Raw genomic sequence first — 20,618 nt, forward strand, 5'->3', positions numbered from 1 at the left:
AGCAGTTTAGGTGGCCTCAGCGACAGGCTGAGGCTGCTCGGGCTTCGCCAGCCTGTCTTTCACCAGCCCCGCCAGCAACACGTCGACCAGCGTGCCGCCCTGCCCCGCCGACTGCCCGCCGCCGACCAGCACCTCCGGCACCAGCTGCACGCCGGCCCCGGCCAGCGCCTGCGCGACCTGCACGATGGCGTAGTTGCCGGATTCCATCGAGCCGATCTTCTGGCGGATGACCTCGGCTTCGGCCTCGCCGATGGCCAGCGTGCGGCCGGCCTCGGCCTGGCCGGTCACGCGCGTGACTTCGGCGTCGGCCTCGGCCGTGATCTTCTTGGAACGCGCCGCGCCATCGGCCGTCTTCACCGCGGCCTGGGCCGTGAACTCGGCGATCGCCACCTTGCGCTCGGCGTCCACCACCTGCGCCTGCGTGCGGGCCAGCGCCGTGGCCTGCTCCAGTTGCTGGCGCACGCCCTGCGCCTCCATCTGCGTCGTGAACGTGACCTTCTCCTGCTCGGCCAGCTTGCGGTCAGTCAGCGTCTTCATCAGCTCGGCCGGCGGCACGATGTCGCCGATCAGCGTCTCGACAGCGCCGACGTCATACGCCTTCAGCGCCAGCGCGATGGCGGCCTTGGCGTCGGCCTGGCGCTCGCTGCGCTTCTTGAGGAAGTCGATGACGTCCGAGTTCTGCGCGGCGTTGCGGAAGTAGTTGCCGATGGTGGGCTCCAGCACCTGCGTGACGAGCGCCTCCATGCTGCCGAAGCGGGCGATGACCTTGGGCGCGTCGTTGCGCGGGATGTGGATGATCTGGCTGACGTCGAGGTTAAACGTGAAGCCGTCAGCCGAGCGCACGGTGATGGTCGACAGGTTGGCATCCAGCTTGTGCGCCTCGGTCTTGCCGGTGGCCCAGTTCAGCACGACGTTGGCCGTGGGCACGACGCGCACCTTGTGCGTGTAGGTGTTGATCGCGTATTTGCCGGGGTCCAGCACATCGACCCACACGCCCTTCTCGCCTTTGCGGACCATGTTGGCGTGGCGGAAGCCCTCGCCCGTCACGTCCACACCGGCACGGCCGACGAAGGCGACGACCACACCGACCGACGCGATAGGCACCTCGGTCATGTCGATGATCTCGACGGTCGCGAACATCGGGTTGATGAAATAGCGGCCGGCCAACAGCACCTGCTCCTGCAGGCCCTTGGTGCCACCGGCGTTGACGAAGGCCAGCGCGTCCTGGAACAGGTTGTGGCCCGGCACCTCGGGGCCGGCGATCTCGCCCGTCGTCAGCGACGCGCCTTCGCGCGTGGTGACGATGCCGACCTTGTTGTCGGGCACGTCCGTCACCGGCACCTGCGTGACGCGGAACAGCCCGGGGTTGATGCGGTACTTGCCTTGCGGAATGACGCTCATCTGCGGGCCACGCTCACCGCCGCCGGCCATGAAGGCCCGCGCGTCCTGGAAGCTGTCGCAGGCCACGGTGCGGCCGATGACGCGGCCGCCGGTCAGCGGCATGCCGTCGCGCGCCTCGACGATGCCGATCTTGCCCGGCTCGATGACGGTCATGCGCTCCAGCCGCACGGTGAACAGCAGCGTGTTGATGCGCCACGCACCGGGCGGCACGACGCTCATCTGCAGGCCGCGCTCGCCGGCCGCGAGGAAGGCGCGCGCGTCCTGGAAGTTGTCGCAGTCGACATGCCGCGCCAGCACGCGGCCATCCGGCAGCGGCACGCCATCGCAGGCCTCGACGATGCCGATGGCGTCGTCGGGCACGATGGTGAACTTGACGAGCTCGACCTCGTACTGCCACGGCCACAGGCCCAGATGCAGGCCCGGCGCCAGCGTGTCGGCCTGCAGGCCGGCCTCGCCGTACAGCGCCACGATGCGCCCCGGCGGCAATTCGCGGTGGCGGCCGAACAGCACGAAACCCTTGGTGACCGTGCCGATGGAGTCGTCCGGCACGATGACGAAGCCGAACAGGCGCAAGGTCCGCTTGTAGAAGATCAGCGCCAACAGCCCGGCGGCCGCCAGCAGGCTCAGCCAGGGATGCTCGACCGGGAAAAACAGGATGTCCATGCGACGCACGACGGTTGGTGGAGGAAGCTCCACTGTGTCGACGGTCGCGTTAGGGCCGCATAAGGAAGCAACGGTCGCAGGCCTGGCCCGCGCTTGCTACAAAAAAAGAACCCCGGCACCAGGGCCGGGGGCAATGCCCGCACACGCTCGTAGCAGGCGCCTGCCCAGGGAGGGAGGAAAGCAGGCAACGTCAGGTTAAGCACTCCGCGAGGGTTGCCGCGTAGGACAATGCCGCATTGCCTCCCCCACCAAACGGCGGCATAGCGTGAGAAATCTCATGGCTGCAAGCCTTGCCGTGTATCGATTTGTGAGCTATCCGCGGGGCCGCACGGTGCATTCATAGACTGACAGCAGCTCGACACCCGGGCGAGATGGATGCTCTGTTGATGTTTCCCAACTTCGATGAAAAACGCCGCCATGCCAACGACACCGACGACAGCGCCGGGCTGGCGCTGGACAGCGGCTTCGGCGGCCTGCACGGTGACGCCCGCGACCTCGTCGAGCGGCGCTACGGCGACCGCGGCCTCACGCTGACGCGCGAGCGCTACAGCAGCCGCAACCAGGATGGCGACGTCGTCTGCACGGCGCGCGACGGCGAGCGCATCGTCGGCACGCTGTCGGTGCGCTTCGACGGCGAGGGCGGCCTGCATGCCGATCTGCTGTTCAAGGCCGAGCTCGACGAATGGCGCGCGGGGCGGCAAAAGCTTTGCGAATTCGGCGGCCTGGCGATGGACAAGCACGCGCTCGATCCCAGGCGGGTGCTCGCCCAGATCTTCCACCTCGCCTATCTGCATGCCCACCGCCGCGCCCGCTGCGACCGCCTGGTCATCGAGGTCAACCCGCGTCATGTGGCCTTCTACCGGCGCTGCCTGGGCCTGGTGCCGCGCACGCCTGCGCGCCACAACCCGCGGGTGAACGCCCCCGCCGTGCTGATGAGCGTGGACTTTTTCGAGGTGCGCGAGCAGATCGCGCTCTGGGGCGGTCACCCGGAATCGCTGGACAACGTGCGCAGCCTCTACCCGCTGTTCTGGGACGCTGGCACTGAGGCCACGATGCTGGCCCGCCTGCCCTGACGACTCGCCGGCAGCACCGCCCTGCTCAGGGCGCCGGCAGCAGCCCGAGGAAGCGGTCCAGCATGTGGAAGTGATCGTCGAAGAACTGCGCTTCCATGCCGGCCAGTTCGCTCACCGGCACCCAGCGCGCGAGCGCTGCGTCGTCGGCACCTTGCACTTCGGGGAGTTCACGGTCGCCGAGGTCAAAGTGATGCGCGTGCGTGATCGTGCGGCCACGCTGGCTACGGTCGGGATGGTCGAACACCGCCACACCCCGCAGCGCGCGTGAGAGCGTGTCGGGCAGCAGCCGCAGGCCCGTTTCTTCCTCCAGCTCGCGCACGGCCGACTGGTACAGCGTGTCACGCGGCTCCACGAAGCCGCCGGGCAGCGCCCACAGGCCCTGGCCGGGGTCGCGGCCGCGCTGGATCAGCAGCACACGGCCCGCGCACTGCAGCACCAGGTCCACCGTCACGAACACCGGCGCATAGGGCGCCGCCGCCCAGGCCTCGCGGTAGCGCCTGAGCATGGCCCATTCGCGCCGCAAGGCGGCCAGATAAGGCAGATGCGCCCAGGCCTGCACGAAGGCGCGCGTGCCCGGCGGCACCTGGTCCACCCAGCTGGCCAGCACGCCGTCCAGGTCTTGCGGCTCGGCCTCGAACAGCGCGGCGCGCAGGTCGGTGGCGTCCACGCGGTGCTGGCGCGGCAGGCTCAGCAGCTTCCACGGCGCGAAGCGGCGCAGGTAGTCGCTGGTGGCGTCCTTGAAGTGGCCCACCAGCGTCACGTCGCCGTTGCCGGCGCGCTGCTGCACGGCGGCGCGCACGGCCTGCACCCAGCGGGCCTCGTCGTAGAGGTCACGCAGTGGCACGACCTCGACGCGCGCCCGCTCCGCCTCGGTCAGCGCCAGGTTCAGCATCTCGGCGCGTTCCGTCCAGCTGAACGGATGGCGCGGCGAGCGTGCCTGGTGGGCCGAGCCCAGCAGCACGACGACACGCGGCGCCTCGGCCAGCGCGGCGCGCAACAAGGCCAGGTGCCCGTTGTGGAAGGGCTGGAAACGGCCGATGACGACAGCAACCTCTGAACTCATGACAACACTCCCGGAAACACCGCCGCGATGGGCATCTGCCGCCCCTGGCCGAAGGCGCGCCCGCGCAGACGGATCAGCGGCGGCGCCTGCCGGCGCTTGTATTCGCTACGCTGGATCATGCGGGCGACCTTCTCGATCAGCGCCCTGCCCTCGGCCGTCTCACGCAGCGTGGCCATGCGGGCCTCGGCGGCGCCGCGCTCGTCAGCGGCAAGACGTTCGCCTTCGATGAGGATCTTCAGCATCTCATCGAGCACGGGGTACGGCGGCAGGCTGTCGCTGTCGCGCTGACCCGGCGCCAGTTCGGCAGAAGGTTCTTTGTCGATGATGGCCGTCGGGATCAGCTCGCGGCCGGCCGCCTCGTTGAGGTGGCGGCTCAGCGCGAAGACTTCCGTCTTGTAGAGATCGCCGATGAGCCCCAGGCCGCCGTTGGTGTCGCCATACAGCGTGCAGTAGCCCACCGACACCTCGCTCTTGTTGCCCGTGGTCAGCAGCAGGTGGCCGTTCGCATTCGAGTAGGCCATCAGGATGGTGCCGCGCACGCGGGCCTGCAGGTTCTCCAGCGTCAGCCCCTGCATGGCCGCGCCGAAGCTGTCGGCGAACTGCGCCTTCAGCGCGTCGACGGCGCCGTGGATGGGATGGTTCAGCAACCTGATGCCCAGGTTGCGGGCCAGCGCCTCGGAGTCGGTCACCGAGCCGCTGGACGAGAAGCTGGACGGCATCGTGATGCCGACGACGTTGTCGGCGCCCAGCGCTTCGGCGGCGAGTGCGAGCGTCAGCGCGCTGTCGATGCCGCCGGAGCTGCCGACGACGGCCTTCGTGAAGCCGCAGCGGCGCGCGTAGTCGCGCAGACCCAGCACGATCTGCGCGCGGTAGAAGGCCATCGCGCTCAGCCCCTCGGGCGCGGGACGGGGCAACTCGCCGCCGTCGGGCTCCACGAAGCGGCCGCCCTCGAAGCCCAACGTGCGCACGCTTTCGGCAAAGCGCTCGGCCTCGAAGACCACACCTGCCTCGGGCTCGACGGCGAAGCTGGCGCCGTCGTAGACGAGCTGGTCGTGCCCGCCGACATGGTTCACGTACAGGATGGGCAGGCCGTTGCGACGCGCCGCCGCCGTGAAGACCTGATGCCGCTGCTCGCGTTTGCCGATGTTGCTGGGGCTGGCGTTGATGCTGATGACGAGGTCGGGTGCCGCGTCGCGCAGGCGGTCGAAGGGATTCACGCCGTAGTCCGCGCCGTCGTCGTTCCAGCCGTCCTCGCAGATCAGCAGGCCCACCTGGGCCGCGCCGATGCGAAGCACCTTGGCAACGTCCGGGCCGGGCTCGAAGTGACGGCGCTCGTCGAAGATGTTGTAGGTGGGCAGCAGCTGCTTGGCATAACGCAGCAACACCTCGCCGTGCTGCAGCACGAGCAGCCCGTTCTCGAGCTTCTTGCCGGCGCCTTCGCGCCGCAGCGGCGCGCCGAACACCCAGGTGAGCTCGGGCAGCTCGCGCGAGGCGGCACGCAGCGCGTCCAGGCCGGCATCCAGCTGGCGCAAAAAGGCCGGCTCGTCCAGCAGGTCGCCGGGGTAGTAGCCGCTGAGCGCCAGCTCGGGGAAGACCACCAGCTGCGAGCCGGCCCAGGCTGCCTGCCGCGCGGCGGCCACCATGCGCGCCGCGTTGCCGGCCACGTCGCCCACCGTGAGGTTGAGCTGGGCAATCGTCAGCTTGATCATGACTTGATGCCGAAGACCTGGCGCAGATAGGCCAGGAAGGTTTCGTCCTCGCACAGCGTCTTGCCGGGGCTGTCGCTGAGCTTGGCCACGGGCTGACCGTTGGCGTGCGTGAGCTTCATGACGATGTTCAGCGTCTGCAGGCCCATGTCGTTGCTGAGGTGGGTGCCGATGCCGAAGCCCAGCTGCACGCGGTCGGCGAAGTGACGGTACAGCTCGATGGCCTTGGCGACGGTCAAGCCGTCGCTGAACACCAGGCGCTTGGTGTGGGTGTCGATGCGCAGCTTGGCGTAGTGGGCGAGCGCCTTCTCACCCCACACGACCGGGTCTCCGCTGTCGTGGCGCAGGCCGTCGAACAGCTTGGCGAAGTAGAGATCGAAGTCGGCCAGGAAGGCGTCCATGCCCACCACGTCGGTCAGCGCCGTGCCGAGGTCACCGCGGTACTCCTGCACCCAGTCCTCCAGCGCGGCCTTCTGGTGGTCGCGCAGCCGCACGGTGCCCAGCGCCTGGTAGGTCTGCAGGTATTCGTGCGCCATCGTGCCGATGGGCACCAGGCCCAGCTCCTTGGCCAGCAGCACGTTGGAGCTGCCCTTGAAATGCTGCGGCAGCGCGTCGCGCAGCTGGCGCACCACCTCGCGTTGCCAGGCGCCCGAGAAGCGCCGGCGCAGGCCGAAGTCGAACAGGTCGAAGGGGTGGCGCTGCGGCCGCGGCTCGGCGGCGAAGGCTTGCAGCGCGGCGATCTTGGCGCTCAATCGGCGCTGGCCTTCCGCCCTCACCTCGGGCGTGTCGAGGCGACGGAAGTACAGCTCGTTGACGATGGCCAGCACCGGGATCTCGAAGCCCATCACATGCACCTGCGGACCGCGGGCAACGATCTGCAGCTGCGGACCGTCGGTCGTCACCTCGATGAAGGCGCGCTGGAAGCGAAAGATGCGCAGGAAATCGACGAAGTCGCTCTTGATGAAGCGCAGGCCCTTCAGGTAGGCCAGCTCGTCCTCGCGGAAGCTCAAGGCGCACAGCGCGTCCAGCTCACGCTCGACGTCGGCCTTCAATTCGGCCAGCGGGTAGCCTGGCTGGTTGCGGCAGACGAAGCGGTATTCGGTCTGCGTCTGCGGGTGGCGGTGCAGCAGCGTCTGCCACATCGTGAACTTGTAGAGGTCGGTATCCAGCAGGCTGGTGATGACGGGCGTGTTCATGTGTTCTCTCAGAGATCGGTACTGCGCAGCAATTGCAAACCACGCACCTGCATGGCGGCCAGGAAGTCGGCCTGCTGCGCCTCGAAGCCGGTGACGGGGCTGATGCAGTCGGTCAGCAGCACCAGCTTGCGCAGTTGCTTGGACGGCAGATGCGCGGCCAGGTGCTCGACCGTGGCGCGCACGCAGTGGCTGCCGGCCTCGCCCGCGATGAGCACGCGGTCGAAGCGGTCCAGCTCGGCCAGCAGCGCCGCGTTCAGCTCGGTGCGCTCGTCGGCCGCGTCCGGCACCTCGGCCTGCAGCGCGCTGTAGTGTTCGGTCCAGGGGTTCTCGCCCTTGGTGACGACCGACACCGACCGGCCCTGCGCATCGGCCCAACCATCCAGCGCGGCCTGCAGGCCCGCATGCACGGCGTGGCCCCAGGTGCCCATCTGGCAGTGCACGGGCCAGACCATCAGCGTGTAGCGGCCGGTGGCCTCCAGCGCATCCAGGTAGGCCAGCGTGCGCGGCAGCGCCGTCGCGTCGCGCGGCAGGTAGGCGCCAGCCCGCACCTGCGCGGCGGTGATCGGCGTGAACGGGCCCGGCGCACGGCCGGTGGCCGCCTCGATCCAGAAGCCCGGGTGGGCGATGTCGATGCGGTGGTGGGAGTCGAGCGTCACGGTGACGGCATCGAGCTGCGCGCCCAGGCGCTGCACGAGGGCGGCGGCCCGCTGCAGGTCGGCATGCGCGCCCGCCACCGGCAGCGCGGGGCGGATGGCCTCAGCCGTCACCGGCGAGCGCGGCAGCCAGTCTTCAGGCAGGTCGCAGAAATCGTTCTGCGGGTCGATCAACAGCAGATGCGTGTTCATGTGCATGTCCTCTCGTGGGGTGCGCCCATCATAAGCTCACTTAAATTAATTGTGCAATTAAGTTGAAAGGGAAAGTTCCCAGAGGCGTGCGAGCGCTTATCCTCGCTTCAGTGAACGACACAATGAACTCCCCGCCCGACACCCGGCTGATCTGCACCGTCGACGTCGTACTGCTGACGCTGCGCGACGGGCAACTGCAAGTGCTGCTGCACAAGCGTGACCGCGAACCGTTCAGCGGCGCACTGGCGCTACCGGGCGGCTACGTGCATGCCGACGAAGACCAAGGCTGCGAGGATGCCGCGCAACGCGTGCTGCAGCAGAAGGCGGGCCTGCAAAGCCCCTACCTGGAGCAGCTCGCCAGCTTCAGCGGCCCGGCCCGCGACCCGCGCGGCTGGAGCGTGTCGGTCGCCTACTTCGCGCTGGTGCCGGTGCCGGAGACCAGCCAGCCCGGCCAACACTGGCTGCCGGTGGACCGCCTGCCGCAACTGCCGTTCGACCACGGTCGCATCGTCGCCACCGCCGTCGAGCGCGTGCGCAACAAGAGCCAGTATTCGTCGCTGCCGGTGCACCTGTGCCCCGAGCCGTTCACGCTGCCGCAGCTGCACGCCATCTACGAAGCGCTGCTGGGCGAAGCCATCAACCCGGTGAGCTTTCGCCGCAAGATGGACGAGTTGGCCATCCTGGAAGCCGTACCCGGCGCCAAGCGCGCGGAAGGCGCGCATCGGCCGGCGCAGCTGTACCGGTTGAAGGATGAGTTCCGACAGAAGCTGCAACTCGTGGGGCGAGGACTGAACGCCTGAAGAAGGCGTTGGGCAAGGCTTGCCCACGTCCTTACCGAGCAAGACCGGCGACAGCGAAGAAAGCCGCCAAGCCCAGAGAAGGATGCCGCCATCGACATCGTCGAACGGCGACAACGCCCCATATGCCAGAGATTTGGCCTGTCCGGAGGGACTCGAACCCCCGACCTGCTGCTTAGAAGGCAGGCAGCAAATCCAGTATCCATGCGGGTTTGCTGGCGATTTGTCTAAGTCTCATGGATGGATAAATGAGGCCATATCCCTGGGGCGCGCCTCGCAACGTTAGACAGCCAAAACCTACAGCTCCTGCACCGTGTCCGCGTAGAGCCGGTCCGACTCCAGCCCGCCGTCGCGCCCCTTGTGCTCGTAGTCGATGCGGGTGACGCCAAACGCTCGGCGCAACTGGCGCACCAACTCGCGCCAGGCGCCGGCCGGCGTGCCGCCGTCCTGGCGGCTCATGGTGGCGTGGATGTAGGCGTGGCCGTCTGCGGTCAGGTCCACCTGGGCGATGACGTCGGGCGGGTCGCGGTGCTCGAAGCTGCGGCCAGGGCCGAACAGGCGCGCGGTGACGCGGGTCGGCTGGATGTGCCAGGTCACGGCGTCACCTCGGCCAGGCGCCGACCAGCGCGGCGTGCCGGGCGCGGCAGTCGGCAGCAGCAGCCTCACGGGCGGCCACCACGTCCAGCACCTCCCGCAGCGGCGCGCCGGTGGCCTGCGGGTAGGCCGGGCCAGCAACGCACGGCGCGGCAAGCGCGGCCGGCGGCGGGTCGACGGGCCTAGTAATCGGCGCCGGCGTCGTGCAGGCGCTGCAGCACAGCAGCAGGCACAGGCACGTCGCCCAGCTCAAGGGCCGCGCCGGGCTGGCAGATCGGGGCATGGAGCGCATGGCGGACCTCCGGTGATACCTGGGTGGCCCGCGCCGCGATCGCGGCGCGCTGGGCCTCGTAGCGCGTCTCGGCGGCGCGTGCGCGCAGCCGGTCGGCCTCGCGGGCGGTGTCGGCTGCTGCTTGCTCGGCCCGGGCCTTGGCGTCCCAGCGGGCCTGCACGCGGGCCGCGCCGTGGTGGTAGCCGTAGCCAGCAGCACCGGCCAGCAGCACCAGTGCTGCGGTGAGCCTGATGGACCAGGCGGGCATCACCGGATCTCCAGCTCAAACGGCGCGCCGGCGGCCCAGGCCATCAGCTCGGTCAGCGCCTGCCGGCTCTGCAGCCCCGCCATCTGGCCGTTGAGCTGGCCGTGGACCATGCAAGGCGCAATGCAGCCCAGCAGTTCGGAGCGCAGGCCCTTGGCCTTGTCGCCGCCATAGTTGGCGGCGTGGATGAGGATGTTGGACCGGCCGGGCACGTCGCGCACGCCGTAGACGCGGCCAAATTTTGGGCTCTGCACGATCTCGCACCGGTAGGTGCCTGTCGGGATGCAGCTGGCGCCGGTGGCGTTGTCGCGCCACGGCAGCTCGGTGGTGTGCAACACCTGGCCGTCGAACTGCAGCACGCCGAACGTGCCCTCGTCGGTGCTGGGCGAGCGCGTGAGGACGGCGCGCCTCACTCCTCGCCCCTCACCGCGCGGCGCAGCTGGCCGGCGGTCTTGAGCGGCTGACGCCGAAAGCGCTTGGCCAGCACCGACACACCGCCGGCCAGGAAGTACCCCAGCGCGCCCATGGCGCCGTCCACGGCCCGCGCCGTCAGCATCGGCGCCCACTGCTGCAGGATGGCCAGCGCCACATCCCCGAAGAGGTGGCTGCACGCGAACGCGACGAAGAACCGCGCGAACAACTCGCCGCGCGTGCGCGGCATGTCAACGGCCACCATCAGGGCTGCGCCGATGCCGGCGGGGAGGAGCTTGGCGAGGGCGAAGCCCGCCGCCGCGCTCGTTGCGGGTTCGCTCATGGTTTGACCTTTCATGGGTGTTCGTACTGCTGTTTGCTGGGGATGCTATGAAGGTGCGCGTTAGGCGCTTGGGGATGTGGGCCACACCACGGCCGCGACGGCGGCGGCATCGGCTGCGTCGTTGAGTTGCTGGTAGAGCGCGTCCGATGTCTCGATGAGCGCCTGTCGGCGCGCGGCGATGGCCTGGCCGATGGCCAGCAGGTCGGCCAGCAGCAGCTCGCGCATCACGTTGTCGCTGCAGCGCCAGAGCCGCGAGGCCTGGCCGCCGGCCTGCATCGCCATGACCGCGCCCATGATGTCGAGGCGTGAGCTGGCACCAGCGTCCACCTGGTAGCCGTCGTGGTCGATCGGCGAGTTGTCCAACAGCTCGCGCTGCTGCTTGATGTTGGCCCACTGGCGCGCCCGCGCACCGTCCAGTCCGTCGCGCATAGCGCTGACGATTCCGCCAGCCAGCGATGAGTTGGGAGACGCGGCCAGCGCCTGCTCGCAGGCCGGGCCAAGGCCCAGCGCCGCAGAGTTGGCAAGGGCCGCAAAGTCCACCGGGTGCCAGTCATTCCAGGTTGCGGCCTTGCCGCCCGCCAGGTCGTAGGCCTCGACGCTGGGCCAGCTTGAGACCTGCACCAGCAGCACCTGGGCTGCGTCCAGGGTCTGCGCCTCCACGCGGGTGGCAACGTGGTAGGCGATGTCGGCTCCGCCGGGGGTCTTGATGGCTTTGGTGATGGGCATGTCAGGTGAGTCCATTGAGGTCCACGATCTCGACGACCGCAGATGACTCGTTGAGTCGAGTTAGAGGGTCGATGTCAAGCTCGGTGAACACGATCGTGCGGAAGCGATACAGCGAGCCGCCGCTGAGGGTCCACGCCGCTGCATACGTGCGCTGGATGTATTGGCCGCCGCGCGCCGCGCTGCGCACCTCGGAGTAATAGGGGGTGCCGAAGGCGCCGCACAGGGTCGACGAAATGCCAGCGGGCAGCGCGGCCGAGTAGTCATCAACGCCGCTGCCCGCCGGGTAGGAGAGCGGGCCCGACGATGTCAGCACTCGTCCGGCCAGCAGGTCGTAAGCGAGCGTGCCGTCCGTGTCGTAGATGGCTGCCTGAGCGCCGGCGCCTGGTAGAGCCGGCGCGGCGAAAACGTAGACATCCGGCGTCAGCAGCGCCGGCCAAGACGACGCGCCCGCCGTGGGCAAGCTGGCCACGCTCTGCACATCGACGCCCCAATCGTTGCCGCCCAGTGAGTACGGGCCTCGCGAGATGCGCGAGTAGGCGCCGCTCGTGACGCCTAGCACCATGACCGGCGGCGTGGGACTCGTGACTCGCAGGCTCACGCTCCCGAGCGTGCCGCCGTTCAGGGGGCTGCCAGCAGAGGCTGTGGTGCCGACATAGACAGCCTTGCCGATGTAGTTGCAGCCTCGCGCCGCCGGGGACAGAGCCACCGTGTCGGTCGCGCCCACCGCCTGGATGCCTGCGCCTGACGTGATGGTCGGCGTGCCGGTGGCCCACAGCACCACATAGCGGTCAACCGGTATCGCCGTCGCACTCACCGTGGGCACCGACCCAGGGTAGCTGACCGTCACGCCGGATAGGTCCGTGCCGCCATTGAGCCCCATCACGCGCACCGTCGCGCCAGCCAGCAGCGAAAAAGACCTGCTGAAACTCGTGCCGGCACCGATCAGATAGGCGCCCAAGCAAACGCCGTTGACAACGGCGTCGGAGTCGAACAGCACGTTGCCGGACGTGTCCCAAGTCTTGATCGGCATGGTCAGGCGCTCAGCCGCACGCGCTCGGCGTTGGACGAGTTGTAGATGCTGACGCGGTTGGCCGTGATCTCAACCCGGGCGCCGCTGGGCGATCCTGAGACCTGGCCATTGACCGTCCTGCTCAGCGCGTCCACCGTCAGGTTGTTGGCCGTAAGCTGCTGGATGTGCGAGGCTCGGATGTAGGCGTTCGACATCACGACGTCCCAGCTGGCCTGCGTAAACGCGCCGCCGAGATTGGTGCCGATCGTGGCGCCCACGGTGGCGTTGTCCTGCGGCTTCCCGGGGCCCGTCACGCCGGACCAGTTGGCAGTGAGCGCCGCCACGTCGGCCTTGGCTGTGGCATCTGCGGCAGCGGCGGCCACCGCAGCAGCTCGCGCGGCCTCGGCCTTGTTGGAGGCGTCGGCGATCGCGCGGGTCTCCTCCGCGTCCACGATGTTGTCGGCATGGGCCTGGGCGTTGATGCGCGCCAGGTCGGCCACGGCTGCAGCGTATGTATTTGCCGCCGACGTTGCCGAGTTGGCGGCTGCATCCGCCTTGGCCTGCGCGCCGGCCAGCGTCTCCAGATCCTGCGCGAGATTGGAGCCCACGTAGGTGCCGGCCGGGGCGCCATTGGTGGCGTTGAGGTCGCCCGTGTATCCGTAGTCGACGATGGTTGTCTTGCCGGCATTGACGCCGAGCAAGTTGCCGTTGGCGTCGAGGGAAAACGGCAGCTCAATCGCCATCGCCGATGCCGGCGCGATGACCTCAAGCCCAGTGCCCTCACCCGCGCCGCACACACCAACCATGCAGTAGGCTGCGCGGAACATGCCGGTGAAGGTTGCACCCTGCAACTTGAGCGCCGAAGCGCCGCAGCGCTTCATGGCCGCGATCAGCGGCGCCAGCGGCATCTTGCCGCTCGGATGGTCGTTGGTCCAGACTGCCAGGATGTAGCTATTGCCAAAGGCATTGAGAGCTGCCGCGATGTCGTCGCACTTGGAGTCAGCATCTCCGGGGTGCCAGGTGACCGCGTATCCAAGTACGCCGGTGTAGCGGTTGATGACGCGGAAATTCCACCATGCGCCGGACCCATCAATCTGCGCTCCATCGCGCCACAGGCCAATCGCAATTCGAGGCGTCGAGGTGTAGCCTGTCGAGCTGATCGTGTACGCGCGCAGGCCCAGCCCTGGCAGCGTCACCTGCCCACCGGCGCCGCCGATCAGAGCGCCGTTGGCGCCGATGCTGATGTTGCTGTTGAGCCATCCCGCCGCCGGCGTGATGTTGCTGGCCGCAAGCGGCGTGCCGGCGGCCAGGAGCACATTGCCCGCGGCATCCTTGATGCTAAGCCCGCGCGAATCGATCTGCGCTGCAGTCAACTGGCCGCGAATGGAGGCAGCCGAAAACTCGGCGGTGCCGTCCGCGTTGATCCGCCAGCCGCTGACGCCCTGCGAGTAGTTCTGACTCTGGATGTACGCACTGACCGACAGCGAGCCGCCCAGCAGCTTGGCCACGCTCAGGCTGGAGATCTGGCCGTTGTCCACCACCAGGTTGCCCATCACGCCACTCGTGGCCACGAGGTACTGTGTGACCGTGTAGCCGATGGCAGCAGCACCAAAGCGCGCAGGGTCGGTGATGGTGCCGGTGACCTTGCTGCCGCCGAGGTCCACCGCATCATTGGCCAGCTGAGCTGCAGCAATCGCCAGGGGCGCGATGTCGGCATTGCCGATCTTGCCCGTGGTCACGGCCATGCCGTTGGTGCCGCCAGCCGGCGTGGTGCTCTCGTAGCCGTCGCGGGTGACCCAGGTGATCCACAGCCGCAGCGTGGTGCCCAGCGCGCACGGAAGGCCGTAGGCGCCGCCGGCGAACTCGCCCAGCAGCTTGGCGTCGGCGAAGGTCGGCAGCGGGCCGCTGGTGTAGGCCTTGCCGTAAACACGCGTGGTGCCGTGGCCGTGGCCCACGGTGTAGGTGGGCAGGGCCTGCTCGATGAGCACGGTGGCAAAGCCAGGAGTGAGCGTGGGAAGCGTGGGCTGGGGTGGTGGCGTGGGGTCGGGCTGGGTTGGGTCGAGGTCGGCCGTGGTGACGGTGACGCTGGCCGATGTGGTGCCCAGGCTCTCCTGCCCATCGATGACCGCGTGGCGCACGCGCAGCGTGTAGGTGCCCGGCGCGCCAACTGTCTGCACGAGCGCACTGGCGCGGCCAAACCAGAGCGGCGTGGCGGTGTCCCAGTTGCTGCCGTTGAGGCGGGCGCGGGTCTCCAGGTAGTAGCGCTCGGCGCTGGGTGTCCAGCTCCAGGTGATGACGCCTTTGCCCACGGCGCCGACCAGGCCCTCCACGTTGGCCGGCGGTGCGATGGGCAGCACGCGGGCGCCGTCCACCGTGGCGGCGACGGTGGCCACGCTGTCGCTGTAGGCGGCAGCGCTGTGGCGCACGAGGTCGAGCCGCCAGCGGCCCGGGCCCGCGAGGCTGACGGCCGTCACCCGCATCGCCTCCATGGCCAGGCCGATGGGGTGCTCGACGTTGATGATGTCGCCCTCGTCGTGGCGGATGCCGTTGTCAAACACCTCCAGGCTTGTCGACACATCGAACAACACCAGCTTGTTGAGGCGTTCGGTGGCCTCTCGCAGGGCCTGGCTGTAGCGGTGGATGCCGGGCATGCGCACCTGGCTCAACCGCCAGGGCTTGGTGGTGCCGGCGCCGTCGAGCTGGGCCACGGCCGAGGCGTCGCGCCAGGGGATGGCGCTGGTGTCGGTGTAGATGACCTCCACGGCGGTGGGCGCCTGGTTGAGGTCGCGCAGCTCCAGCGAGTCGATGGCGCTGATGTCGCCGCTGGTGTGGCGGTAGGTGGCCGCCGGTGCGTCGTTGGCGTCGGCCAGCAGGCGCACGCCGCCGGCGCTCGGCAGCAAAAAGCAGCCGGCATAGGCGCGCAGCGTCTCGGCCACGTCCTTGGCGGCCGAGGGCGTCGTGAAGCTCACGCCCAGCACGCGGCGCATCTCGCTGCTGCCGGGCACGATGGCGCGGTTGGCGGCGCCCACGGCCTTGACGCTGGCCCAGTCCACCGCCACGCCGCAGCCGTAGGCCTTGCTGGCGAGAAAGTCGCCCAGGCACACGGCCGGCACCTCGCTGTAGGCCCAGGTGCTCGGGTCGGCCAGGCGCTGCGGGCCGGCGCCGCCGGCAGTGGTGTCAAACGCCGGGTCGTAGCACTTGCGGCCACGGATGCGCGCGGTGAAGTTGAGCGTGCCGCTGAAGAGCGCCGCCGGCATGGTGATGAGGCTCCACGCGTGGCCGGTGAGCGGGCGCACGGCGGCGGTGATGCCCTGGGCCGCAATCGCGGCGGCCAGCGTGGCGTCGGCGGCTGTTTGGTCGCCCGCGTAGTGCACGGCCGTGATGCTGGCGGGCAGCACCTCGTCGCCAAGGCGAAGGTCGTTGATGCTGTCGCAGCCGAGGCACCACAGCACCTGCACGAGCAGCGTGCCGGGCGTGCCGGCCTTGGGCAGCACGTTGAGCACCAGGCCGCCAATGCGGTCCTCGCCGTAGACCAGCGGCACGACGGCGCGCGAGGCGGCTGCGGCGACCTGGCGAGCCGAGGCGCTGGCGCCCGTGCCGTTGAGGCTGGACGCAGGCGGAATGGTGAGGGAGTCGGAGACGAGTGCCATCGCGTGCGGTCAGTTGCGGCGTGCCAGCGTGTAGGCCTGGCCGTTGATCTTGAGCACCGTGCCGGCGGGCAGCAGCGGCGCGAAATCACCATCAGTCACAAAGGTGCGCGGCGAGAGGGTGTACTCACACGGGTGGCGCAGCTCGATGCGCACGGCATCGGCGCCGATCTGCGCGGCGCCACAGATGCCGTCTGCCAGCCACACGACATCGCCCGCGGCGGTGGCGCCAGCGTCGTAGCCCCAGATGCGCACGCTGCGGTCCTGCACGCCCTGGGCCCGCACCAGCGCCGCCATGGCGCCGTCGCCGTTGCCGATGCGCAGCGCGCCCGTCAGGCTGAGCGCACCGACCTGCAGCGACTCCAGCGACACATCCTCCTTGGCCCAGTTGACGCCGGCCCATGTGAGATCCGAGTAACTGCTCCAGCGCTTGGCCGGTGAGAACGCAAGCTCCACCAGCAGCGCGGGTCGCTGCACGGGCGCGCCCAGCGCCGTGGAGAGGGCGGCGGACAGGGCCTTCATACCTGCGCGAGCCTCACGGTGACGTGGTAATAGGCAGTGCGCGGGGAGACCTGCGGCTTGTCGACAAAGCCGCAGGTGTAGGTGGCGCCATCGACCGGCCAGCGGAAATCGAAGTTGGCGTCCTTGTTGGCCTCCCAGAACGCGAGCAGGGTGTCGCGGTCAGCGCGGCCGAGGATGTGCACGATCGTGAAGTCAGCTTTGTCGGCGCTGTAGAGGCGGCGGCGCTTGAGCATGCCGTTTGTGGCGCGCACGGCCTGGATGCCGGCGCCCACAACGGACTCGCTCTCGTCCTGGACGATGGGATAGGTTGGGTATGGCATGCGTGGTCTCTGTCAGGCCAGGACGACCTCAGGCTGGCGCGAGCTGCTGGACGGCGTGCAGACGGCGCTTGTGCCTGTGATGAGCACGCTGGTGAGCTGCTGAACGGCCGTGACGATCTGCAGCGTCGCGTCGCGCGTCTGGTACTGGGCGTCGATGCCCTGCTGCGCGAGCTGCACCTGCTGCGTGGCACTGGCAAGCAGCGGGCTCAGGGCGTCGGACGCGGGGGCCTGTGCGGCTGCGCCGCTGAGCGTCTGCCCCGTCTCGGCCAGGTAGTCGGCCACGGTGGCGAAGCTGCCCTGCAGCTGCAGCAGCACGGCGAGCTGCTTGGCGCCCGTCTCCGTGGCGGGGTTGATGCTCTCGACCAGCGCGCGGAATTGCTCGCGGCTGTTGACGTCGGTGGTGATGCCGGCAGACGACAGAGCGGCCTGAATGTCCTTGGCCTTGAACCCAGCGATCTCGTCGCGGTTGTAGTAGTTTTGCGCGAAGCCGAGGGCCTGCTGGCTCAGCGCATCCATGCCGCCGGCCAGCTCGATCATGCGCTCGCGCGCATCCACGCTGGACCCGGCGATCTTGGCGAAGATGCCGCCCAGCGAGTTGATCGAGTTTGAGAAGGTCTGCAGCGTCGACAGGCGCGCCAGAGTCGTCGACAGCGTCTCGCCGGCCTTCTGAAACGGCGTCAGCTGTGCGGTGAACTGCTTCGCCAGGTCATCGCCGAGATTGGTGATGGCCGCCTGGATGGCGGCCTTGTTCTCGTCTTCCGTTTTACCCCAGGCGACCTTGAAGTCAGCCGCGTAGTTGTTGACCGTGTCGACCGGCAGGCTGAGCACCTTGGCGTATTCGCTCGTGACCTGGTAGAGCGCCTTGATCCCGGTGTCGAGCACGGCATCTTGCTCGGCGCTGATGGCGCTGAGGTCGGTGCCGTGTTTGTCGGACCTGAACCAGCCACCCTTTTTCGTCCAGTTGGCGTAGGCCTGGCCAGCAAAGCCGCTCGCGTTGACAGAGCCCGTGATGCCGGTTTCGCCCGTCTGCTTCGCGCCCATGCCGAAAGCACGGTTGACGATGCCGCCAATGGCGCCACCGATGACAGAGCCGATGGGGCCAGCGAAGACAGTGCCCAGCGCTGTGCCGATGTTGACGGCCGCATTGCCGCTGCCGCCAAACGCCGAGTAGCCGCCGCTGATGGCCCGGCCGCCGAAGATGCCCGCCGCGCCGCCAAGTGCCCACGGCGCCAGCGCGCCGGCACCCTGCGCAAGGCCCTGCCCCCACGCACCGCTGCCGAGCAGCGCGCCTGCGCCATCAAGCGCAAGGCCGGTGCCCCCGTTGATGGCCAGCATGGCGCCGCCGCTGAACGCGCTGCCAAGCCCGCTCAAGCCCAGCAGCGATCCCAAGCTGCCGATGGAGCCGGCGCCACCCAGGACGCCGCTGCCTGTGGCGGCCGTTGCAGTGCCGGTGAGGCCCAGCATCGAGCCGATGCCGCCGGCGAACTGGGAAATGTAAGGCTGAATGTTTGCCTTGATCACCTGAGTCTTGAACAGGTTGACGACGGCATCCCAAAGGTTCCTCGCGAAGCCCTTCCCGCTCTCGAATCCGCGCATCAGCGCGTCGGTCAGGGTCCGCTCAATCTCGTTGCTGGCGCGCGTCCACTCCTTGGTCGCCTCCTCGGCCGACTTCTTGGCGGCGTCGCGGGTCTCCTTGTTGCCGATGACATCAGCCAGCTCCTTGCGCTTGTCGATTTCGCGCTGCAGTGCGTCTGCCGTGCGTTGATCGTTCGCAGCGACAGCCCTGGCCCTCTGCTCATCCAGCCGCTTGATCGCGACCAACTCGACGGCCTGGGCCAGGCTGACATTGAGCGCTGCTGAAACGCCCAATGCCTCTTCCTCGTCGCGCAGCTTCTGGACCTGCTTTGCCACCGCTTCGGCGCTCTGGTCCATGGCGTCGATCTTCTTGAGGTAAAGGTCGTTTCCTCGGGCCATGGCGTCGGCCACCTGCTTTGCCGCCTCAGCCTGCTCCTTCTCCAGCTTCACTGCGAAAGGCTGCTTGGCGATCAGCTCCTTGACCGCATCAACGTAGCGCTCCTCGCCGGCTGCGGTGCCATCACGCAGCACCTTGAGCGCTCGCAGATCCTTCTGATACGTGCCAGACAGACCAGACAGGCGCTCCAGCAGAGCCGCCTCTTGCTCCAGCGCCCGCTGGGCGGCGTTGTCGGCGCTCTTGTCGCGCGCCTTGTCGCGGATCCCATCGAGCACGTCACGGTACTGCTGGACGCTGATCAGCCCGCGCTCGACTAGGACCTGATACTGATTGCGAGCAGCCGTCAGCTCGCGCTCCATTTGGGCAGACTTGGACAGGTATTGCAGGGACTGCTTGTCGAACTCCTGCAGCGCGGCCTTGTCCTTGGCCTCTTGAGCGGCCGTCGCGGCGCGCGCTTTGGCGGGGCTTTCCTGCGCCTCCAAGGTCGCAAGCTGCTGCTCCATGATGCGCAGTTCTTCAGTGAGCTGCACGGCGCGCGTCTGGTCGGCGGCGTTGCCGGTTGAGAGCACGTCCCGGCGCCTCTTCGCCTGCGCGATCTTGGCTTCCAGGCTGACGATCGTGTCATCCCGGCCGATCGCCTTGGCCGCGCTGGTTGCAAAAGAGGTGGCGTCTTTGATGTTGAGCCACAGGCGCTCCAGTGAGCCGAGGTTTTTCTCCAGCCTGGGGAAGCGGTCCTCAATCGCGGAGGCGTATGCCTCCTGTGCCACCCTCGCAGCCTCGGCGGCGCGGCCCTGCTCTTCAAGCGCCTTGATCTGCTTGTAGACGGAGGCAGTCAGGAAGTTGGTGGACTCGTCGAGCTTGATCGACGCCTTGAGCGGGTCTTTGCCAAGATCGGCGAAGGCCTTGGCGGTATCTTCGACGGCGGGGCCGCCAACTCGCTGCAGCTGGACGGCAGCAGCCGCAAAGCGACCGAGGCTTTCGGCGCCGATCTTGCCGGATGACGCCAGCAAGTTCAGCGCCTCAGCGGCTGCTCCTTGCGTGACGCCAGAGCCCGCGATGCTTGCCGAGATTCCGCTGAGCTCCTGCGCAGTGACGCCGGCCACGTTGCCAGTGAGGATCAGCGTCTTCTGGAAGGCTTGAGCCTCTTCGGCACCCTTGATGTATGCCAGCCCCAGCAAGCCAGCAGCCGCAGCGGCCACGGTGAACGGGTTCACCAGCCCTAGAACATAACCACCAAGTGCGCGCGCAGCAGCACCTGCGCCGCCAAAGCTGTCCTTGATCTGCCCGCCCTGCTGCAGCAGCACCGTGAGCGGCGCCTGGCCGCCTTGCAGGCTGGTGACGATGTCGGTGAATTGCGCCGGCAGCTGGCGCAGTGCGGCGCTCGTCTGTGCAGCGCTGACGCCGATGCCGCCCAGGCTGGACGATGCCGCCTTCTGAGCCACCTCAGCCTTGCGCAGGTCGTCGAGGTAGGGCTTGAGGGCGTCGACAGAGAGGCCGCGCTGCTTGGACAGCGCCTCGAAGTAGGCAGACGTTCCCCGCTCACCAGCCTGCAGCGCTGCAGTGGACCGCTCAATGGCGGCCTGCATCTTGCTCTGCGCGGCGGCGACCTTGGCGGCCGCCTTCTCGGCGCCGTCGCCCGTCTTGCCCAGGTTATCGCCGGCCTTGGCGCCCTCGCGCTCGGCGGTCTTGCCAAGATCGACGATGGCGGTCTTGGCCTGCTCGACACCGGCACGGACGCCGGAGGCGTCCATGGTGGCGCGCAGTTCAACTTCGCGGGCGTTCTCGGTCATGGGG

The 20,618-nt window shown here is 68.5% G+C and carries 17 protein-coding genes; 2 read left to right on the forward strand and 15 right to left on the reverse strand.

The genetic code is table 11. From position 1 onward, the window contains the following. Window positions 1–6: 6 nt before the first annotated feature. Entirely contained in the window at window positions 7–2,064 is a 2,058-nt protein-coding gene (locus ACG00X_RS13485) for an SPFH domain-containing protein (RefSeq protein WP_394488703.1), read from the reverse strand. Window positions 2,065–2,450: 386 nt separating this feature from the next. Here ACG00X_RS13485 and ACG00X_RS13490 point away from each other — a divergent pair, with 386 nt between their 5' ends. Then, the gene (locus ACG00X_RS13490) at window positions 2,451–3,137 is read left to right on the forward strand and encodes an N-acyl amino acid synthase FeeM domain-containing protein (protein ID WP_394488704.1); all 687 of its coding nucleotides are present in this window, start codon (window positions 2,451–2,453) and stop codon (window positions 3,135–3,137) included. Window positions 3,138–3,162: 25 nt separating this feature from the next. On the opposite strand, the gene ACG00X_RS13495 is transcribed toward ACG00X_RS13490, so the two are convergent. From ACG00X_RS13495 to ACG00X_RS13510, 4 genes are read right to left on the reverse strand one after another with little or no spacing between them, the layout of a single operon-like run. Beyond that, window positions 3,163–4,200: a bifunctional nicotinamide-nucleotide adenylyltransferase/Nudix hydroxylase gene (locus tag ACG00X_RS13495; protein WP_394488705.1), complete on the reverse strand. Its 1,038-nt coding sequence runs from the start codon at window positions 4,198–4,200 to the stop codon at window positions 3,163–3,165. Continuing rightward, entirely contained in the window at window positions 4,197–5,909 is a 1,713-nt protein-coding gene (locus tag ACG00X_RS13500) for an NAD+ synthase (RefSeq protein ID WP_394488706.1), read from the reverse strand. The genes ACG00X_RS13495 and ACG00X_RS13500 overlap by 4 nt, the downstream gene beginning before the upstream one ends. Next, on the reverse strand, window positions 5,906–7,102 hold the full coding sequence (gene pncB, locus ACG00X_RS13505; protein WP_394488707.1) for a nicotinate phosphoribosyltransferase: 1,197 nt from the start codon (window positions 7,100–7,102) through the stop codon (window positions 5,906–5,908). The genes ACG00X_RS13500 and pncB overlap by 4 nt, the downstream gene beginning before the upstream one ends. 8 nt (window positions 7,103–7,110) lie before the next feature. Beyond that, window positions 7,111–7,953 (reverse strand): cysteine hydrolase family protein, encoded by an 843-nt coding sequence (locus tag ACG00X_RS13510; protein ID WP_394488708.1) that lies wholly within the window; start codon window positions 7,951–7,953, stop codon window positions 7,111–7,113. A 116-nt stretch (window positions 7,954–8,069) separates the two neighbouring features. Between ACG00X_RS13510 and ACG00X_RS13515 the strand changes: the two genes are divergently transcribed. After that, entirely contained in the window at window positions 8,070–8,747 is a 678-nt protein-coding gene (locus ACG00X_RS13515; protein ID WP_394488709.1) for an NUDIX hydrolase, read from the forward strand. Between the two features lie 294 nt (window positions 8,748–9,041). Here ACG00X_RS13515 and ACG00X_RS13520 read toward each other — a convergent pair whose 3' ends face one another. The 10 genes from ACG00X_RS13520 to ACG00X_RS13565 all read right to left on the reverse strand — a co-directional run bounded on the left by ACG00X_RS13520 (window position 9,042) and on the right by ACG00X_RS13565 (window position 20,614). Then, window positions 9,042–9,341: a hypothetical protein gene (locus ACG00X_RS13520; protein ID WP_394488710.1), complete on the reverse strand. Its 300-nt coding sequence runs from the start codon at window positions 9,339–9,341 to the stop codon at window positions 9,042–9,044. Window positions 9,342–9,520: 179 nt separating this feature from the next. Beyond that, window positions 9,521–9,877 (reverse strand): hypothetical protein, encoded by a 357-nt coding sequence (locus tag ACG00X_RS13525; RefSeq protein ID WP_394488711.1) that lies wholly within the window; start codon window positions 9,875–9,877, stop codon window positions 9,521–9,523. Beyond that, window positions 9,877–10,287 (reverse strand): DUF5675 family protein, encoded by a 411-nt coding sequence (locus tag ACG00X_RS13530; protein ID WP_394488712.1) that lies wholly within the window; start codon window positions 10,285–10,287, stop codon window positions 9,877–9,879. Before ACG00X_RS13530 ends, ACG00X_RS13525 begins: the two co-directional genes overlap by 1 nt. Next, window positions 10,284–10,628 carry a hypothetical protein gene (locus ACG00X_RS13535; protein ID WP_394488713.1) on the reverse strand — a complete coding sequence of 115 codons (345 nt, stop codon included), beginning with the start codon at window positions 10,626–10,628 and terminating at the stop codon, window positions 10,284–10,286. The genes ACG00X_RS13530 and ACG00X_RS13535 overlap by 4 nt, the downstream gene beginning before the upstream one ends. A gap of 60 nt (window positions 10,629–10,688) precedes the next feature. Continuing rightward, window positions 10,689–11,354, reverse strand: coding sequence for a DUF4376 domain-containing protein (locus tag ACG00X_RS13540; RefSeq protein ID WP_394488714.1), 666 nt, complete (start codon window positions 11,352–11,354; stop codon window positions 10,689–10,691). 1 nt (window position 11,355) lies between these two features. Then, window positions 11,356–12,384, reverse strand: a complete 1,029-nt coding sequence (locus tag ACG00X_RS13545) for a hypothetical protein (protein WP_394488715.1) — start codon at window positions 12,382–12,384, stop codon at window positions 11,356–11,358. A 2-nt stretch (window positions 12,385–12,386) separates the two neighbouring features. Next, window positions 12,387–16,013, reverse strand: a complete 3,627-nt coding sequence (locus tag ACG00X_RS13550; protein WP_394488716.1) for a phage tail tip fiber protein — start codon at window positions 16,011–16,013, stop codon at window positions 12,387–12,389. Window positions 16,014–16,022: 9 nt separating this feature from the next. After that, window positions 16,023–16,532, reverse strand: coding sequence for a hypothetical protein (locus ACG00X_RS13555; RefSeq protein WP_394488717.1), 510 nt, complete (start codon window positions 16,530–16,532; stop codon window positions 16,023–16,025). After that, window positions 16,529–16,852, reverse strand: coding sequence for a hypothetical protein (locus ACG00X_RS13560; protein WP_394488718.1), 324 nt, complete (start codon window positions 16,850–16,852; stop codon window positions 16,529–16,531). Before ACG00X_RS13560 ends, ACG00X_RS13555 begins: the two co-directional genes overlap by 4 nt. Before the next feature lie 12 nt (window positions 16,853–16,864). Next, entirely contained in the window at window positions 16,865–20,614 is a 3,750-nt protein-coding gene (locus tag ACG00X_RS13565; protein WP_394488719.1) for a phage tail length tape measure family protein, read from the reverse strand. Window positions 20,615–20,618 lie beyond the last annotated feature (4 nt).

It is taken from the genome of Pelomonas nitida (assembly GCF_043555975.1).
Taxonomy (GTDB): Bacteria; Pseudomonadota; Gammaproteobacteria; order Burkholderiales; family Burkholderiaceae_C; genus Pelomonas; species Pelomonas nitida.

Coding starts and splice junctions, on each gene's coding strand:
- ACG00X_RS13545 (WP_394488715.1), bottom strand. CDS start 12,384: ATGCCGATCAAGACTTGGGACACGTCCGGCAACGTGCTGTTCGACTCC.
- ACG00X_RS13535 (WP_394488713.1), bottom strand. CDS start 10,628: ATGAGCGAACCCGCAACGAGCGCGGCGGCGGGCTTCGCCCTCGCCAAG.
- ACG00X_RS13515 (WP_394488709.1), top strand. CDS start 8,070: ATGAACTCCCCGCCCGACACCCGGCTGATCTGCACCGTCGACGTCGTA.
- ACG00X_RS13490 (WP_394488704.1), top strand. CDS start 2,451: ATGTTTCCCAACTTCGATGAAAAACGCCGCCATGCCAACGACACCGAC.
- ACG00X_RS13560 (WP_394488718.1), bottom strand. CDS start 16,852: ATGCCATACCCAACCTATCCCATCGTCCAGGACGAGAGCGAGTCCGTT.
- ACG00X_RS13500 (WP_394488706.1), bottom strand. CDS start 5,909: ATGATCAAGCTGACGATTGCCCAGCTCAACCTCACGGTGGGCGACGTG.
- ACG00X_RS13550 (WP_394488716.1), bottom strand. CDS start 16,013: ATGGCACTCGTCTCCGACTCCCTCACCATTCCGCCTGCGTCCAGCCTC.
- ACG00X_RS13525 (WP_394488711.1), bottom strand. CDS start 9,877: ATGCCCGCCTGGTCCATCAGGCTCACCGCAGCACTGGTGCTGCTGGCC.
- pncB (WP_394488707.1), bottom strand. CDS start 7,102: ATGAACACGCCCGTCATCACCAGCCTGCTGGATACCGACCTCTACAAG.
- ACG00X_RS13555 (WP_394488717.1), bottom strand. CDS start 16,532: ATGAAGGCCCTGTCCGCCGCCCTCTCCACGGCGCTGGGCGCGCCCGTG.
- ACG00X_RS13510 (WP_394488708.1), bottom strand. CDS start 7,953: ATGCACATGAACACGCATCTGCTGTTGATCGACCCGCAGAACGATTTC.
- ACG00X_RS13540 (WP_394488714.1), bottom strand. CDS start 11,354: ATGCCCATCACCAAAGCCATCAAGACCCCCGGCGGAGCCGACATCGCC.
- ACG00X_RS13565 (WP_394488719.1), bottom strand. CDS start 20,614: ATGACCGAGAACGCCCGCGAAGTTGAACTGCGCGCCACCATGGACGCC.
- ACG00X_RS13485 (WP_394488703.1), bottom strand. CDS start 2,064: ATGGACATCCTGTTTTTCCCGGTCGAGCATCCCTGGCTGAGCCTGCTG.
- ACG00X_RS13495 (WP_394488705.1), bottom strand. CDS start 4,200: ATGAGTTCAGAGGTTGCTGTCGTCATCGGCCGTTTCCAGCCCTTCCAC.